At 67.7% G+C, this 12,714-nt stretch carries 11 protein-coding genes; 5 read left to right on the forward strand and 6 right to left on the reverse strand.

All coding sequences use genetic code 11. The features are described from left to right. Positions 1 to 42: 42 nt before the first annotated feature. The gene (locus Y710_RS14370) at positions 43 to 486 is read right to left on the reverse strand and encodes a VOC family protein (RefSeq protein WP_062367758.1); all 444 of its coding nucleotides are present in this window, start codon (positions 484 to 486) and stop codon (positions 43 to 45) included. A gap of 124 nt (positions 487 to 610) precedes the next feature. Between Y710_RS14370 and uvrB the strand changes: the two genes are divergently transcribed. Then, a complete protein-coding gene (uvrB, locus tag Y710_RS14375; RefSeq protein ID WP_039867008.1) occupies positions 611 to 2,764 on the forward strand; it encodes an excinuclease ABC subunit UvrB in 2,154 nt (717 codons plus the stop codon). A gap of 112 nt (positions 2,765 to 2,876) precedes the next feature. Continuing rightward, positions 2,877 to 3,320 carry a universal stress protein gene (locus Y710_RS14380; protein WP_006895453.1) on the forward strand — a complete coding sequence of 148 codons (444 nt, stop codon included), beginning with the start codon at positions 2,877 to 2,879 and terminating at the stop codon, positions 3,318 to 3,320. Positions 3,321 to 3,413: 93 nt separating this feature from the next. Here the strand turns inward: Y710_RS14380 and Y710_RS14385 are convergent, their stop codons facing one another. From Y710_RS14385 to Y710_RS14395, 3 genes are all read right to left on the reverse strand, one after another. Next, positions 3,414 to 5,762 (reverse strand): HelD family protein, encoded by a 2,349-nt coding sequence (locus Y710_RS14385; protein ID WP_006895454.1) that lies wholly within the window; start codon positions 5,760 to 5,762, stop codon positions 3,414 to 3,416. Between the two features lie 43 nt (positions 5,763 to 5,805). Continuing rightward, positions 5,806 to 6,552: a DoxX family protein gene (locus tag Y710_RS14390; RefSeq protein ID WP_006895455.1), complete on the reverse strand. Its 747-nt coding sequence runs from the start codon at positions 6,550 to 6,552 to the stop codon at positions 5,806 to 5,808. 114 nt (positions 6,553 to 6,666) lie between these two features. Beyond that, on the reverse strand, positions 6,667 to 7,365 hold the full coding sequence (locus tag Y710_RS14395) for an MBL fold metallo-hydrolase (RefSeq protein ID WP_006895456.1): 699 nt from the start codon (positions 7,363 to 7,365) through the stop codon (positions 6,667 to 6,669). Positions 7,366 to 7,471: 106 nt separating this feature from the next. On the opposite strand from Y710_RS14395, the gene uvrA reads away from it, so the two are divergent. Both uvrA and Y710_RS14405 read left to right on the forward strand, forming a co-directional pair. Continuing rightward, complete coding sequence (gene uvrA / locus Y710_RS14400; RefSeq protein ID WP_006895457.1) at positions 7,472 to 10,330, forward strand: excinuclease ABC subunit UvrA; 2,859 nt, start codon at positions 7,472 to 7,474, stop codon at positions 10,328 to 10,330. After that, positions 10,327 to 11,115 carry a class I SAM-dependent methyltransferase gene (locus tag Y710_RS14405; protein ID WP_006895458.1) on the forward strand — a complete coding sequence of 263 codons (789 nt, stop codon included), beginning with the start codon at positions 10,327 to 10,329 and terminating at the stop codon, positions 11,113 to 11,115. Before uvrA ends, Y710_RS14405 begins: the two co-directional genes overlap by 4 nt. Here Y710_RS14405 and Y710_RS14410 read toward each other — a convergent pair. Together Y710_RS14410 and Y710_RS14415 are read right to left on the reverse strand one after the other, a co-directional pair. Continuing rightward, a complete protein-coding gene (locus tag Y710_RS14410) occupies positions 11,112 to 11,402 on the reverse strand; it encodes a hypothetical protein (protein WP_006895459.1) in 291 nt (96 codons plus the stop codon). The two genes, Y710_RS14405 and Y710_RS14410, sit on opposite strands and share 4 nt — an antisense overlap. Positions 11,403 to 11,490: 88 nt before the next feature. Further along, positions 11,491 to 11,907 carry a DUF1844 domain-containing protein gene (locus Y710_RS14415; RefSeq protein WP_006895460.1) on the reverse strand — a complete coding sequence of 139 codons (417 nt, stop codon included), beginning with the start codon at positions 11,905 to 11,907 and terminating at the stop codon, positions 11,491 to 11,493. Positions 11,908 to 12,125: 218 nt separating this feature from the next. On the opposite strand from Y710_RS14415, the gene infC reads away from it, so the two are divergent. Continuing rightward, complete coding sequence (gene infC / locus Y710_RS14420) at positions 12,126 to 12,698, forward strand: translation initiation factor IF-3 (protein ID WP_006895461.1); 573 nt, start codon at positions 12,126 to 12,128, stop codon at positions 12,696 to 12,698. The last annotated feature ends 16 nt before the right edge of the window (positions 12,699 to 12,714 follow it).

Here is a 12,714-nt window from a genome sequence, read left to right on the forward strand (position 1 = left end):
TCGATGCGGATTCATCATCGCGCAGCCCGAGTGCCGGTGCGGTCAGACGCCGCGGATGGTTCCGTCGTCGTCGACGGAGAAGGCCGGGTTCCATACGAAGTCCCACCGGAAGCCGTCCGGGTCGGCGACGCATGCGCTGGTGCCGCCCCACTCCTGAGCCGTCGGCGGGTTGATCGCTGACGCGCCGGCGGCGACGGCCGCGTCGAACATGCGCCGCACGGTGGCGGCGTCGCCGACGTTGTGTCCGAGCGACATCGGCGGGGCGAGCTCGCCGTGACCCACAGCGCCGTACTCGCCGGGCATGGAGGAGACGTTCCACAGTGCGAGCATCAAGCCGGGGCCGATCTGCAGGAACGTGATCTCGCCGGGGATCGAGTTCAGGACGCGGAAGCCGAGTCCATCGGCATAGAACGTCGTCGACCGCTCGACGTCGCGGACGCCGAGAGTGATCGCGCTGACGGGAGGTGGAACGGCGGGAACTGTCATGGCGACCTCCGAGGACCGATTGGCTGTACGGCGATTCTGCACCAGGGGTCGGACATCGACTACCCCTCCAGGGCGCCCTCGTTTCGATCCGGCCCATGTCAGACCACGCGTCTACCCTGGTGTCATGGCATTCCCAGCGGAGAAACCGGTGATCGCGCACTCGGAGTTCCGGCCGATCGGAGAGATCGAGCGTACCGACGCGAAGTTCGAGGTCGTCAGCGAATACGAGCCGGCGGGCGACCAGCCGACCGCGATCGCAGACCTGGAGCGACGGCTCAAGGCCGGTGAACGCGACATCGTCCTGCTCGGTGCCACCGGCACGGGCAAGTCGGCGACCACCGCGTGGCTCATCGAGCGCGTGCAGCGGCCCACCCTGGTAATGGCGCCCAACAAGACGCTTGCCGCTCAGCTCGCGAACGAGTTGCGAGAGATGTTGCCGCACAACGCCGTCGAGTACTTCGTCTCGTACTACGACTACTACCAGCCCGAGGCGTACATCGCGCAGACGGACACCTACATCGAGAAGGACAGCTCGATCAACGACGACGTGGAGCGGCTCCGGCACGCGGCCACGTCGAGTCTGCTGTCGCGCCGAGACGTGGTGGTGGTCGCGTCCGTGTCCTGCATCTACGGCCTGGGGACGCCGCAGTCGTACCTCGACCGCTCGGTGGAACTGTCTGTCGGCGACTCGATCGACCGCGACGCGCTGCTGCGGCTGCTGGTCGACGTCCAGTACACGCGGAACGACGTCGCGTTCACCCGTGGCGGGTTCCGCGTACGGGGCGATACCGTCGAGATCATCCCCTCGTATGAGGAACTCGCGGTCCGGATCGAGTTCTTCGGCGACGAGGTCGACGCGCTCTATTATCTGCATCCGCTGACCGGTGAGGTGGTGCGCAAGGTCGACTCGCTGAGGATCTTTCCCGCGACCCACTACGTCGCCGGTCCGGAACGGATGGCGGTCGCGATGGCGAGCATCGAGAAGGAACTCGAGGAGCGGCTCGCCGACCTCGAGGCCAAGGGCAAGCTGCTCGAAGCGCAACGACTGCGGATGCGGACCACGTACGACCTCGAGATGATGCGTCAGGTCGGCTTCTGCTCGGGTATCGAGAACTACTCGCGCCATATCGACGGCCGCGGACCGGGGACCGCCCCGGCGACCCTGCTCGACTACTTCCCGGACGACTTCCTCCTGGTGATCGACGAGTCTCATGTGACTGTCCCGCAGATCGGCGCGATGTATGAGGGCGACATGTCCCGCAAGCGCAATCTGGTCGAATACGGGTTCCGTCTGCCGTCCGCCGTCGACAACCGTCCGCTCACGTGGGACGAGTTCGTCGACCGAGTCGGACAGACCGTGTATCTGTCCGCCACGCCGGGACCCTACGAGCTCGGCCAGTCCGGAGGCGAGTTCGTCGAGCAGGTCATCCGACCGACCGGCCTGCTCGATCCGCAGATCGTGGTGAAGCCGACCAAGGGACAGATCGACGATCTGGTGCACGAGATCCGCGAACGCACCGACCGCCAGGAACGGGTGCTGGTCACCACCCTCACCAAGAAGATGGCCGAAGACCTCACCGACTACCTGCTCGAACTCGGCATCCGGGTGCGCTACCTGCATTCGGAGGTCGACACCCTCAGGCGCGTGGAGTTGCTCAGACAGCTGCGCACCGGTGAATACGACGTGCTCGTCGGCATCAACCTGCTCCGTGAGGGCCTCGACCTTCCGGAGGTCTCGTTGGTCGCGATTCTCGACGCGGACAAGGAGGGCTTCCTACGCAGCACCACATCGCTGATCCAGACCATCGGTCGCGCCGCCCGAAACGTCTCGGGCGAGGTCCACATGTACGCCGACAAGATCACCGATTCGATGGCGAATGCGATCGAGGAGACCGACCGGCGTCGTGCCAAGCAGATCGCCTACAACGAGGAGAAGGGGGTCGACCCGCAGCCGCTGCGGAAGAAGATCGCCGACATCCTCGACCAGGTGTACGCGGAGGCCGAGGACGCGGTGGAGATCGGCGGCTCAGGACGCAACGCCAGTCGAGGGCGACGCGCGCAGGGCGAAGTGTCGAAGGTCGCAACCTCGGGGGTCATCGAGAATCGGGACACATCGGCCATGCCCCGCGCGGAACTGGCCGATCTGGTGCAACAACTCACCGAGCAGATGATGAATGCGGCCCGTGATCTGCAGTTCGAGTTGGCGGCACGCCTGCGTGACGAGATCGCAGATCTCAAGAAGGAACTGCGCGGAATGGACGCCGCAGGGATCAAGTGACGCAGATCCGCGGTGAGTCAAGGTATGTTCATGACCGGTAAGGCATTCCGAGGCCGGATGCGGAGATCGTTCACATATCGGCCCCACGTCGCTTCTGGAGGGAAAGACAGGCATGAGCGGTTACACCACAGTCGTGGTCGGCACGGACGGCTCGGAGTCGTCGATGAAGGCAGTCGAGCGTGCTGGAGCGATCGCCGGGGACGCAACCGTCGTCATCGCGTGCGCGTACTTCCCGAACGACGGGAAGGCGGCCGCCGCCGCGTCGGACACGCTGCGTGACGAGGCGTACCAGGTGATGGGATCGTCGCCGACCGAGGAGATCCTCCGCACCGCGAAGGAGCGGGCCGTCAAGGCCGGTGCCACCAAGGTGGTCCAGCGTGCGGTGCAGGGCGCCCCGGTCGACGCGCTTCTGCAGCTCGTCGTCGACGTGCAGGCGGATCTGCTGGTGGTCGGCAACAAGGGCCTGAACTCGATCGCCGGCCGCCTGCTGGGTTCGGTCCCGGCCGACGTCGCGCGCAAGGCCGCCTGCGATGTCCTGATCGTCCACACCACGTAGACCGGCACGACGCGGGGCGATTCGTATCGACCGCCACGGTCAACCGGAGCCCGGCCGAACCGCCTCACGCGGCTCGGCCGGGCTCCGTTCTCGTCATTCGTGCGGGAGGTCGTCCGGGAGGTCGGCGAGGTCGGGCGGCAGGGCGCGCGCGTGTACCACCACCAGACGCTGGGTGGCTCGGGTGAGCGCCACGTACAGGTCGTTGTATCCGCGCGGCGACTCCGCGATCAGGTCGGCGGGCTCGAGCAGGATCACGTTGTCGAACTCCAGACCCTTCGCCGCGGTGATCGCGTGCACCGTGGCCCGATCGCCGGGCGACGCGAGTGCGCGGACGTCCTCGGCGGTGCCGTCCGAGGCGATGATCGTGGTGAGGCCGGGCCAGCGGGAGCCCTCCGCGAGCGCGACTGCCGCGGCGGCGGCATCGTCGGATCGGATCGCGTATGGCTCGATCCCGTTGGAGCGCAACGACTCCGGCGGTGCTTGATCCGGATTGATCCAGTTCAGAACACGGTTGGCGTACCGCGTGATCTCCGACGGAGTGCGATAGTTGACGGTCAGTTCGTGCAATCGCCAGCGGTCGGCGACGTAGGGTTCGAAGACCTCGCGCCACGAATCGGCGCCCGCGGCATCGCCCGTCTGGGCGGTGTCGCCGATGACGGTCATCCAGCGATTGGGGATCCGCCGCATCACCATTCGCCACGCCATCGAGGAGAGTTCCTGCGCCTCGTCGACGATGACGTGCCCGAAGGTCCAGGTCCGGTCGTCGTGGGCCCGCTCGGCGGTGGTCCGGCTCGTGGTGTGCACCTGCCGTTCGGCCAGTTGCTCGGCGTCGATCAGGTCGTACGCCATCAGGATCTCGGGGTCGAGGTCGTCCTCCAGATCCTGCGGTGCCGAACCGGTCAGGATGTCGAGGGCGTCCTGGGCTTCGGCGAGCCGTTGCCGCCACTGCGCGCGTTGGACCTGTTCGGCCTCGTCGGTACGGTATCCGATCAGTTCCGCGAGTTCGTCGAGCAGCGGGACGTCGGCGGGAGAGAAGTCGGCGCCGTCGCGCAGGGGATGCGCATCGCGACGGAGTGCGTCGCGTTCCTCGTCGGTCCAACCGCGCGTCGACTTCCGCAGGAGTGCGGGGTCGTCGTAGAGCTCGCGGAGAACCCCTTGCGGTGTCAAGGCAGGCCAGAACTCGCCGAGCGCCTGGACGACGTGGGGATCGGACTCCAGCTCCCGGCGGATGTCCTCCAGATCGGCGCTGGTGAGCAGTTGGCTGCCGTCCAGCGGGTCCGCTCCCACCTGGCGGGCGTGCACCTCTGCGAGTTCGTCGAGCGCCGCCCGCAGGAATGCGCGCTGCGCGAGATTGTGGGCCCGTCGCGTGGACCGCGCGTGCGCCCGCGCAGCCTTGACCACCTCGGCGTCGATCGGCAGCTCATAGCCGTCGAACGGGACGGTGACACCGCGGCCGGGGAGCGCCTGTTTGGCGCGGACCGCGGCGCGGAGCACGTTCAGCATCCGCTGGTCGCCTTTCAGCGCGGTTGCGGTGCGGGAGTCTCTGGCCCGCGCGCGCACATCGGGGAACAGGTCTCCGATGGTGGAGAGCAGGACTCCCGTCTCGCCGAGCGAGGGAAGAACCTGGCCGATGTACTGAAGGAAATCGGCGTTCGGCCCGATGATGAGCACACCGCTGCGCGAGAGCATATCGCGGTAGGTGTACAGCAGGTATGCGGCGCGGTGCAGCGCTACCGCGGTCTTACCGGTGCCCGGCCCGCCCTGGACCACCGTGACGCCGCGATGCGTGGAGCGGATGATCTCGTCCTGCTCGCGCTGGATCGTCTCGACGATGTCGGTCATCTCGCCCGTGCGAGCGGCGTTGAGAGCGTCCACCAGGGCCGCCTCGTTGACGACGTTGCCGCCGAGCTCGGCGCCGTCGGAGCTCGTCTCGATGCGGCCGGATGCGAGGTACTCGTCGGACACGGATCGGACCGCACGCGACCGCGTCCGGATGTGCCTGCGGCGTTCCACGTCTTCCGGTGACGCGGGGGTCGCGAGATAGAAGGGCCGGGCCAGTGGGGCGCGCCAGTCGAGGAGCAGCGTCGTGTCCTGCTCGTCGTCGTCGAGGATTCCGATCCGGCCGATGCGCCGGACGGTGTCGGTGTCGGTGCCGTCGGTCATGTCGAGCCGACCGAAGTACAGGTTGTGTTCGGCGGCGTCGATCTTGACCAGGTCCTCCTGGTACATCCGTTCGTACGACTCGCGTTCGGAGAGCGCCTGCGGTGTGCCCGCCGACTCGCGGAGAGTCTCGCTCAGCCTGCGCTTGGCGTTGGCACGCATGCGGTCGAGCCGGCCGTACACCGCATCCAGATGGACTTGCTCCTGCGCGAGTCGCGGATCGGATGCGGTGTCGGCCGGCGTGGGGTCGGAGGGCACGGAACGGGGGTGTGGCGCTGTCACAGTCGTTCCATGTTACCGGGATCTGCCCAGAAGGGGCCGGGAGTCAGCTCGCGAGCTGGCGGCGCCACCGGCGGGCGCGGACAGCGGTCTCCTCGCCGACCCTCGTCGCGACGTCGCGTGCGTGTTCGGCGAACTCGGGTGCGCGATCGACGATCTCCTGGGTGGTGTCGGCGAGCTGCGCGCGGGCGGTGCCCGCGAGCTGTGAGGCGCGGTCCCGGATCTCGTCCACGGGCACGCGGTCTACCACTTCCTGTGCGCGTTCGGCCGCATCGTGCGCGAGCGCACTCGCGCGGTCGGTGAACCGTTCCGGTTCCACCTCGGCCGCGGCGTGCAGCGGCTTCGCAGCCCGGTCCGCCAGCTGGTGTGCCTGCACCTGCGCCTGCTCGAGCGTCCGCCGGGCGCGCCAGCCCAGGGACGGGCGTCCCTCGGTGTCGGCGGCGGCGATCAGGACTCCGCCGAGCAGTCCCACATCCTTCACGAACAACGACTGCTTCAGCGCACGCCGGGCCGGGTCCGTCTCGTTCCAGAAGTCGCTGGCCAGGACCATGGTCGGAACGATGGTTCCGGCGAGGACGGACGACGCCAGCCGCGGTGCGCGGCCGGTGGCGAGGGCGACGCCCGCGGCGATCTGTACGGCTCCGGCGACCTGAACGACGGTCTCGGCGCGAACCGTGGAATCGACCAGCGGCTCGGATGCCTGGGCGCGGCGCGACGGTGAGGTGAGCGCGTCGGCGCCGGAGGCGATGAACGCGGTGCCGAGCAGAGGTCGTGCGATCTTGCGTAACAGCATGGTCGTCCTTTCATCGGGGGACTGTGATCCGGACGCCCGGCCGGCCCGATCCTCGATGCGGTCGGCAGTGGCCGAGCGACGTCCCTCCTCCGAGGCTACCGATCCGGGCCCGGCTCACCAGCCGCGTTCGCGCCACTCGCTCAGATGCGGACGCTCGGCGCCGAGAGTGGTGTCCTTGCCGTGCCCGGGGTAGACGACGGTGTCGTCCCCGAATCGGTCGAAGAGTTTCTCGGTGACGCCGTCGAGCAGGATCTCGAAGTCGCCCGGCTGCCAGGTCTTGCCCACGCCGCCCGGGAACAGGGTGTCGCCGGTGAACAGGTGCACGCGTCCGGAGCGTTCGGTGAGGACCAGCGTGACGGATCCGGCGGTGTGGCCGCTGATGGCGATCACCTCGAGCGACAGGTCTCCGACCTCGATGGTCTCGCCGCCGGTGAGCGTGCGGTCGGGGTCGAGCGGGAGCTCGTCGGCGTCGGCCTCCCCGACGACGATCGGCACCTGAAGCACCCGATGGACCTCCTCGAGGCCCTGCCAGTGGTCGAAGTGTCCGTGCGTGGTGAGGATCTGCGTCACCTCGCCGGGGAGCGCGTCGAGCAGCGCGAGGATGGTCTCCGGATCGTTCGCCGCATCGATCAGCAGGCTCTTCCCGGTCGCGGAGTCGGTGACGATGTAGACGTTGTTGTCCATCGGTCCCACCGACATCTTGACGATCGTCGCGTTGTCGAGCGCCCGGCGCTGCGCATGCGCGCCGTGGTGATCGGGATCGGGGGACACGTTGCCCGTGTAGTCGTCGGTCAGTTCTACCTCGATGCTCATATTCCCAGGTTAACGTCCTCGGCCGTGATGCCCAGCCGGAATTGTCGGAGGGTCCGCGTACGCTTGCAGCCGGATAATTCTGCGACGTGAACGTAAGGAACTTTCTGTGGTTGATCGCCTGATCGTCCGGGGTGCACGGGAGCACAATCTGCGCGGGATCGATGTCGACCTGCCGCGCGATTCGCTGATCGTGTTCACCGGCCTGTCCGGTTCCGGGAAGTCGTCGCTTGCGTTCGACACGATCTTCGCCGAGGGGCAGCGACGCTATGTCGAGTCCCTGTCGGCGTATGCGCGGCAGTTCCTCGGGCAGATGGACAAGCCCGACGTCGACTTCATCGAGGGGCTCTCGCCCGCGGTGTCGATCGATCAGAAGTCGACCAACCGGAACCCGCGCTCGACGGTCGGCACCATCACCGAGGTCTACGACTACCTGCGCTTGCTCTACGCGCGCGCCGGTACCGCGCACTGTCCGGTGTGCGGCGAGAAGATCGCCCGCCAGACGCCGCAGCAGATCGTCGATCAGGTGCTGGCGATGGCCGAGGGCGTGCGCTTTCAGGTCCTCGCCCCCGTGGTGCGCAGCCGCAAGGGCGAGTTCGTGGATCTGTTCGCCGAACTGCAGGTCCAGGGTTTCGCGCGCGCGATGGTCGACGGAGCCGTTCACCAGCTGTCGGATCCGCCGAAGCTCAAGAAGCAGGAGAAGCACGACATCGACGTGGTGGTCGACCGCCTGGTCGTGAAGCCGTCGGCCCGCCAGCGTCTGACCGACTCGGTGGAGACGGCGCTGCGGCTGGCGGACGGCATCGTGGTGCTGGACTTCGTGGACGTCGACGAATCCGACCCGAACCGGCAGCGGCGCTTCTCGGAGCGGATGGCCTGCCCGAACTCCCACCCGATCGCGATCGACGATCTCGAGCCGCGCGCGTTCTCGTTCAACTCGCCGTTCGGCGCCTGTCCCGAGTGCGACGGTCTGGGCGTCCGCAAGGAGGTCGACGAATCGCTCGTGGTGCCGGATCCCGACCTCACCCTGCGGGAGGGTGCGATCGCCCCCTGGTCGACCGGTCATAACGCCGACTACTTCCTCCGGCTGATCGAGGGTCTGGGCGACCAGATGGGGTTCGACGTCGACACCCCGTGGGAGTCGTTGCCGCGTACCGCGCGCAGAGCACTGCTGAACGGCTCCGATCATCAGGTCCATGTGAAGTTCCGCAACCGGTATGGACGGACGCGGTCGTACTACACCGAGTTCGAGGGCGTCATGGCGTTCCTGTCGCGGCGTGCGGAGACCACCGAGTCCGAGCAGATGAAGGACCGCTACGAGGGCTATATGCGCGACGTGCCGTGCCCGGCCTGCAACGGCGCCCGGCTGCGGCCGGAGATCCTGGCGGTCACGCTCGACCACCCGGTGTACGGTCCCAAGTCGATCGCCGACGTCACGTCGCTGTCGGTCGCCGAGTGCGCCGACTACCTGAACGGTCTGGAACTCGGCGAGCGCGAGGCCGCCATCGCCGGACGGGTCCTCAAGGAGGTGCAGGCGCGCATCACATTCCTGCTCGATGTCGGCCTCGAGTACCTCTCGCTCTCGCGGGCGGCGGGTTCGCTCTCCGGCGGCGAGGCTCAGCGCATCCGCCTCGCGACGCAGATCGGAGCCGGGCTCGCGGGAGTGCTGTACGTGCTCGACGAACCGTCCATCGGTCTGCACCAGCGGGACAACCGGCGGCTGATCGACACTCTCGTCCGGCTGCGCGACCTGGGCAACACGCTGATCGTCGTCGAGCACGACGAGGACACCATCCGGGCCGCCGACTGGATCGTCGACATCGGCCCGCGTGCGGGCGAGCACGGTGGGCGAGTGGTGCACAGCGGCAGCTACCCGGACCTGCTGGCGAATCCGGAGTCGATCACCGGCGCGTATCTGTCCGGCCGCGAAGTGCTGCCGGTTCCGTCGATCCGGCGTCCGATCGACAAGAAGCGCATGCTGACCGTCGTCGGTGCCAGCGAGAACAACCTCAAGAACATCGACGTGTCGTTCCCGCTGGGGGTCCTGACCGCGGTCACCGGCGTCTCGGGGTCGGGCAAGTCGACCCTCGTGAACGACATCCTCGCCACGGTGCTCGCGAACAAGCTGAACGGCGCGCGGCAGGTGCCCGGCCATCACAAGCGGATCAAGGGCCTCGACCACCTCGACAAACTGGTCCAGGTGGACCAGTCGCCGATCGGCCGCACACCGCGATCGAATCCGGCCACGTACACGGGCGTCTTCGACAAGATCCGGACGCTGTTCGCGGCGACCACCGAGGCGAAGGTGCGCGGCTACCAGCCCGGTCGGTTCTCGTTCAACGTGAAGGGCGGCCGGTGCGAGGCGTGCATGGGCGAGGGCACCATCAAGATCGAAATGAACTTCCTGCCCGACGTCTATGTGCCCTGCGAGGTGTGCCACGGCGCGCGGTACAACCGCGAGACGCTCGAGGTGCACTACAAGGGCAAGACGATCGCCGAGGTCCTCGATATGCCGATCGAGGAGGCCGCAGACTTCTTCGAGCCGGTCACCTCGATCCACCGGTATCTCAAGACGCTGGTCGACGTGGGTCTCGGGTACGTGAGGCTCGGTCAGCCCGCACCCACCCTGTCCGGAGGCGAGGCGCAGCGGGTGAAGCTGGCGGCCGAACTCCAGAAGCGGTCGACCGGCCGCACGGTGTACATCCTCGACGAGCCGACCACCGGCCTGCACTTCGAGGACATCCGCAAGCTGCTGCTGGTGATCAACGGGCTCGTCGACAAGGGCAACACGGTCATCGTCATCGAGCACAACCTCGACGTGATCAAGACCGCCGACTGGATCATCGACATGGGACCCGAGGGCGGCAGCGGCGGCGGCACCGTGGTCGCCGAGGGCACACCCGAGCAGGTGGCAGAGGTTGCCCGGAGCCACACCGGCGCCTTCATCAGGGAGTTGCTCGCGCCGTGACCTCGGCCGGCGGAGACGACTGGCTGACCACGCGATTGCGTGCGGCGGGCTGCGTGTTCGCTGAAGAGGAGGCCGCGATTCTCCGCCGCTGGGCGGACGGCGAGGCACAACTCGGCCAGTGGGCGCGGCAGCGGGCCGCAGGTGAGCCGCTGGAGCACGTCGTCGGACACGTCGATTTCGCCGGTCTGGAACTGGCCGTCGGGCCGGGAGCCTTCGTGCCACGACAGCGGTCGCGGCTGCTGGCGCGGGTAGCTGTCGACCTGCTCGGAGCCCGGCCCGCGCCGGTGTTCGTCGAGGCGTTCTGCGGAGTCGCGCCGATCGCGTCGTACGTCGCGGCCCGGTGCCGGTCCGCGCAGGTGGCCGCGACCGACGCGGATCCGGTTGCGGTCGGGTTCGCTTCCCGCAATCTCATCTCGGGCGCGGTGTACCGGGGCGCGGGGCTGTCGGGACTGCCTGCGGAGCTGCGCCGGGAGATCGACGTGATCGCGGCGGTCCCGCCGTACGTGCCGGCCCAGGCGCTGGAGCTGCTTCCGCATGAGGCCACCGATCACGAGCCGCGCTCGGCGCTGATCGGCGGGGGCGACGACGGTCTGGGGCACGCGTCGGATCTGCTGCGCGAGGCGACCGAGTGGCTGGCGCCGGGGGGCGCTGTCGCGATCGAGATGAACGCCCGACAGGCGCCCGCGGCCAATGAGACCGCTCGCGCTGTCGGCCTGCGCCCGCGGGTGGTGTCCGGCGAGGACGGGCAGACGGTGGTCGTGGTGGCGGCCGCGCCGCGGCGTTAGAGCCCCATCGACCGCCGGAGCTCCTCGAGCTTCTTCTTGGCGGCTTCTTCACGTTTCGCCATCGCGTCGTCGAGCGCTTCGGCCTCCGCCGACATCTCCGACAGCTCTTGGCTCCCGATGGCCGTCGCAGTGCGTTGCTCGATCTTGTCGCGGACATGATCGAAGGTCGGCACACCCGCCGGCGTGTATCCGGTGACGTCTTCGTACGAGGGTGCTTGTACCGGCGGCGCGGAGTCGGGCGGCACGATTTCGGCGTCGAGGGGTTCGTCGTCGCCGGAGTGAGTCATCGCTCCAGCCTACGCCGGACGCCTGCGACCCGGACGTCTGCGACCCGGACGCCTCCGACTCGGACGTCTACGACCCCGGGCGGCGTGATCAGCCCTTGACCGGTCCGGTGTACTTCTCGCCGGGCCCCTCGCCGGGAGCGTCGGGGTACGACGACGCCTCGCGGAATGCGAGTTGCAGCGCCTTGAGCCCGTCCTGGATCGGCTTGCGATGCAGGCCGAGATCAGGGGCGGCGGCGGAGACGAGGCCGGCCAGTGCGTTGATCAGCGCGCGGGCGTCGGGCAGATCCTTGAACTCCTCGTCTCCGCCCGCATCGGGGCCGATCTTCTCGGCCGCGGCGCTCATCAGCATGATCGCCGCGCGGGTGGTGACCTCGACTGCGGGAATAGTGGCGAGCTCGCGAACGTTGTCCTGGTTCGCGTCGTCTCCGCCGACACCTCCCGGGGCGACGTGGACGTTCGCGTCGTCGGAGGAGGTGTCGCCGGTCGAATAGGAGTTATCGTTCACGCCTGTTAGACTGTCACAGCATGACCGCCTCGGTTCGCGCCGGGGTAGCAAGAGGATTCTTCGAGTCCCACCGTGCGACGCTGTCCCAGACACGCAGTTTCACGGTTCCGGTCACACCATCGCCAGTCGATGAACCGAGGTCACTCGGCTCTCGGCGGGCATTATGGTGTTCTCGGCCTCGAATCTCCTCACGCTTGCCAGTCGTATTGGCCGGCCACATGGAAAACATTGATCGAGGAGGCCACATCAGCACTGAAACCCGCATCAACGAGCGCATCCGCGTCCCCGAGGTCCGTCTCGTCGGACCCGGCGGTGAGCAGGTGGGCATTGTGCGTGTTGAAGATGCGCTTCGCCTGGCTTACGAAGCCGACTTGGACCTGGTGGAGGTTGCGCCCGACGCGCGCCCGCCGGTGTGCAAGATCATGGACTACGGCAAGTTCAAGTACGAGGCGGCGCAGAAGAAGCGCGAGTCCCGCCGTAACCAGCAGATGACCGTCATCAAGGAGCAGAAGCTCCGCCCGAAGATCGACGACCACGATTACGAGACCAAGAAGGGTCACGTCATCCGGTTCCTCGAAGCGGGTTCGAAGGTGAAGGTGACGATCATGTTCCGCGGTCGCGAGCAGTCCCGCCCCGAGTTGGGCTACCGCCTGCTGCAGCGCTTGGGAGACGACGTCGCGGAGTACGGCTTCGTCGAGACCTCGGCCAAGCAGGACGGACGCAATATGACCATGGTCCTCGCCCCGCATAAGGGCGCGAAGACCAGGGCCAAGGCCCAGCAGGGATCCTGAACCCACCACACTGAAG

The sequence above is a fragment of the Gordonia sp. QH-12 genome (assembly GCF_001578675.1).
Taxonomy (GTDB): domain Bacteria; phylum Actinomycetota; class Actinomycetes; order Mycobacteriales; family Mycobacteriaceae; genus Gordonia; species Gordonia sihwensis.